Annotated in this window: 3 protein-coding genes; 1 reads left to right on the forward strand and 2 read right to left on the reverse strand. The window is 72.6% G+C overall.

Translation table 11 applies throughout. The features are described 5' to 3' along the window. Positions 1 to 75: 75 nt before the first annotated feature. Complete coding sequence (locus QMK24_RS40740; protein ID WP_502962699.1) at positions 76 to 1,281, reverse strand: glycosyltransferase 87 family protein; 1,206 nt, start codon at positions 1,279 to 1,281, stop codon at positions 76 to 78. A gap of 48 nt (positions 1,282 to 1,329) precedes the next feature. Beyond that, the gene (locus QMK24_RS40745) at positions 1,330 to 1,500 is read right to left on the reverse strand and encodes a hypothetical protein (protein WP_283471963.1); all 171 of its coding nucleotides are present in this window, start codon (positions 1,498 to 1,500) and stop codon (positions 1,330 to 1,332) included. Positions 1,501 to 1,764: 264 nt separating this feature from the next. On the opposite strand from QMK24_RS40745, the gene QMK24_RS40750 reads away from it, so the two are divergent. Next, positions 1,765 to 3,870 (forward strand): HelD family protein, encoded by a 2,106-nt coding sequence (locus QMK24_RS40750; RefSeq protein WP_283471964.1) that lies wholly within the window; start codon positions 1,765 to 1,767, stop codon positions 3,868 to 3,870. The last annotated feature ends 5 nt before the right edge of the window (positions 3,871 to 3,875 follow it).

The raw sequence follows: 3,875 nt of genomic DNA on the forward strand, positions 1-3,875 counted from the left end.
GCGGCGGGCCGGAAATGGGCGGGTGGGTGGGGAACGGCCCGCCGCAGGCGCAACGGCGGTGGCGCGGGTGGCCGTCTATGTGCTCCGCCGGAGGCGGGTGGCCACCGCTGTCAGGACGGCGAGGCCCAGGAGGGGGTAGGGGGAAGCCAGGGGCTGTTGCCACCAGGGGAGGTGGAGGTCCAGGTCGCCCTGGTGCGGGGTGAGCCACATGCTGCGGCAGGCGAACGCGGCCGCCGCCGCGAGGACCGCGCCCCGGCGCCAGGCGATGCCGCGCGTGTGGGCGGCGAGGAGGGTGAGCAGGGGGACGCACCAGACCCAGTGGTGCGACCAGCTGATCGGGGAGACGAGGAGCGCGGTCACGGCCGTGCAGAGCACGCCCCACGCTTCGAGGCCGCGGCGGGCGGCGCGGGTGGCGATGGCGAGGCCGGCGGCGGTGGTGAGGACGGCGGCGGCCACCCAGACGGGGCCGGGCCGCGGGGTGTGGAGGAGTCGGGCGATCAGCCCTTGCAGGGACTGGTTGTCGACGATCCAGAGCTTGCCGACGCGGTCGGTCTCGTACAGCCGCGTGGTCCAGAAGTCGACGGAGGCGCCGGGCAGGACCGCGATGCCGAGCAGGACGGTGCCGGCGAAGGCGGCGGCCGCGGTGGCGGCCTCGCGGGTGCGGCCGGTGAGGGCGAGGTAGACCGCGAAGATCGCGGGGGTGAGCTTGATGCCGGCGGCGATGCCGATGGCGAAGCCCTTGCAGCGGGCGCCGTCGGGCCTGGACAGGTCCCACAGGACGAGGACGGCGAGCGCCAGGTTGATCTGCCCGTAGACGAAGGTCTGGAAGACCGGCTCCAGCCACAGGGCTCCGGCGAGGACCGCGAGCAGGGCGGCGGGGCTGGCCCTGGGGGCGCCGGGACGAGCGGTGAAGCGCAGCGAGAGATGGGTGAGGGCGGCGAGCAGCCCGAGGTTGCCGAGGACGAAGCCGCCGCGCAGCACGCCGAGGGGCAGCCAGGTGGTGGGCACGAAGAGCATCGCCGCGAAGGGCGGGTACGTGGCCGGGAGATTCCACCGGGTGACGCGGAAGCCGTAGAGGTCGTGGCCGGAGGCGACGGCGGCGCCTTCCGCACGGTAGACGAGCATGTCGGCCATCGGGACCGGATACGTGGTGAAGAAGAGGGCGTATCCGGCGAGGGTCAGCGCCAGGACCAGCAGGGCTGCCAGGACGAGCAGTAGCAGGCGGCGCGATGCGGCGCGTACCGGGGGTGGCGCCGGGTGCACCTCGCTGAGAGCGGTCACTGCCGCGACGTTAGTGGACCGTCGGCGGTGGCCGTGCTCCGTACGGGGTCAGCGGTGCTTGCCCTCGCTGCCGAGGAGGATGACCTCCACGGCGGTGACCGCGAAGACGCGGACGGCGCGGAGGGCGCTTCCCACCAGGTGGCGGGGGTGGTCGTGGTGGGCGCCGAGGGCGGTGCTGCCGGCGGCGGAAGGGCCTGGGGTGAAGGTCTCTGTGGTCATATCCCTACGGTAGGAAATCCGCCGTTTGGACTACATCAAGCCCAGGTCTGAACTCTCCCGTGTCACGTACGCCTGTGGGTTGACACCCGTCCCCTAGGAGTTCCCTAGGGCATCCCCGGAGCGCGGCGAAAAGCATTCGCGGTCCGGCGGGCGGGCGCGTAGGATCCACCGTCTTGCCGCCTCCCGATGGGAGCGCCGCCGCCCGGACGGAAACCGGCCGGCTTCTCTCTTCTTCCCTGCGTACGCACAGCCGGAGGCAATGCCGTGCCCTCGCACGACCGCGACCACGACCGCGACCACGACACGAATCCGCTCGAACGCGAGCGGACCCACCTCGCCGAATCCCGGTCCGCGCTGACGGCCATGCGCGCCGACGTGGAGGCGCTGGACATCTCCGATGTGACCGGCAACTGGGTCAACACCAAGATCCTCGCCGCCGAGATCGAGAACCGCATCAAGGCGCTGGCCGACCTCACCCACACCCCGCTGTTCTTCGGCCGCCTCGACTACCGGCACGCCCCCGGCGTCGGGCAGGCAGAGGGCGCCGAGGGCGAGCAGTTCTACATCGGCCGCCGCCATGTGCACGATGCCCACGGCGACCCGATGGTCATCGACTGGCGTGCGCCGGTCTCCCAGCCGTTCTACCGGGCCTCGCGCGTCGAGCCGATGGATGTGCGGCTGCGCCGCCGGTTCGGCTACACCGGCGGCGAGCTGACCGCGTACGAGGACGAGCACCTCACCGATCCGGCGGAGGCGAGTACCTCCAGCAAGCTGCTGCAGACCGAGATCGAACGGCCGCGTGTCGGCCCGATGCGCGACATTGTCGCCACCATCCAGCCCGAACAGGACGAGATCGTCCGGGCCGGTATCGGCGGCACCGTGTGTGTGCAGGGCGCCCCCGGCACCGGCAAGACCGCCGTGGGCCTGCACCGCGTCGCGTATCTGCTGTACGCGCACCGCGAGCGGCTCGCCCGGACCGGGACCCTCGTCATCGGCCCCAACAAGTCCTTCCTCCAGTACATCGAGCAGGTGCTCCCGGCCCTGGGCGAGCTGCAGGTCAAGCAGGCGACAGTCGACGACCTGGTCGCCCATGTCGCGGTGCGCGGCACGGATTCGGCCGACTCCGCCCGGATCAAGGGCGACGCCCGGATGGCCGAGGTGCTGCGGCGCGCGGTGCGCAGCGGCATCCGGATGCCGAAGGAGCCGGTCGTCGTGGTGCGCGGGTCGCGGCGCTGGCGGATCGCCGCCTACGAACTTGAGGCGCTGGTAAGGGAGTTGATGGAGCGTGACATCCGGTACGGGGCCGCCCACGAGGCGCTGCCGCAGCGGATCGCGCACTCGGTCCTGGTACGGATGGAGGAGTCCGGGGAGGCGCCGGACGACCGGGTGCAGGACGCGGTGGCCCGCAACCCCGCCGTCAAGGCGGCGGTGAAGGGGGTCTGGCCGAAGGCCGACCCGGCGAAGACGGTCCTGCGGCTGCTGTCCGACGCCGAGTTCCTCGCGGAGTGCGCGGAGGGGATCCTGACGCCGGAGGAACAGCGGACGGTGCTGTGGGAGAAGCCGGCCCGGAGCACGGCCTCGGCGAAGTGGTCGGCGGCGGACGCAGTGCTGATAGACGAGGCACTGGACCTCGTACAGCGCACCCACTCGCTGGGCCATGTGGTGCTGGACGAGGCCCAGGATCTCTCCCCCATGCAGTACCGGGCCGTCGGGCGGCGCTGCTCCACCGGTTCGGCGACGGTGCTCGGCGACATCGCGCAGGGTACGACGCCGTGGGCGACGGCCAGTTGGGAGGAGGCCCTCACGCACCTGGGCAAGCCGGGCGCCCCCGTCGAGGAGCTCACGCGCGGCTTCCGTGTGCCGCGCGGGGTGATCGCCTACGCGTCCCTGCTGCTGCCCACGATCGCCCCGGGCCTGGCCCCGGCCACCTCGGTCCGTGAATCGCCCGGCGACCTCGTCATCCGGCGGACGGCGGAGGAGAAGCTGGACGAGGCCGTCCTCGCGGCCTGCCGCGACGCCCTCGGCTACGAGGGCTCCATCGGCCTCATCGCCGCCGACGCCCGCATCCCAGCGCTCGCCACCGCCCTGGCGTCGGCCGGCCTGCCGTATCTGGCCCCCGGCGAAGAGACCTCCGTCGCGGCCCGGCTCACCCTGGTACCGGCGACTCTCGCGAAGGGTCTTGAGTACGACTACGTGGTGCTGGACGAACCCGCCGCGATCGTCTCGGGAGAGCCGGACGAGCGCACCGGCCTGCGCCGCCTCTACGTCGCCCTCACCCGCGCCGTCTCGGGCCTGTCCGTCCTCCACGCGGCACCGCTGCCGGACGAATTGCGGGGCCCGACGCTGCCGCTCGCCTCCGGCGGGGGGTGAACGCA

Origin of the sequence: Streptomyces sp. PH10-H1, from assembly GCF_030063355.1 — a bacterium.
In the GTDB taxonomy this organism is placed as follows: domain Bacteria; phylum Actinomycetota; class Actinomycetes; order Streptomycetales; family Streptomycetaceae; genus Actinacidiphila.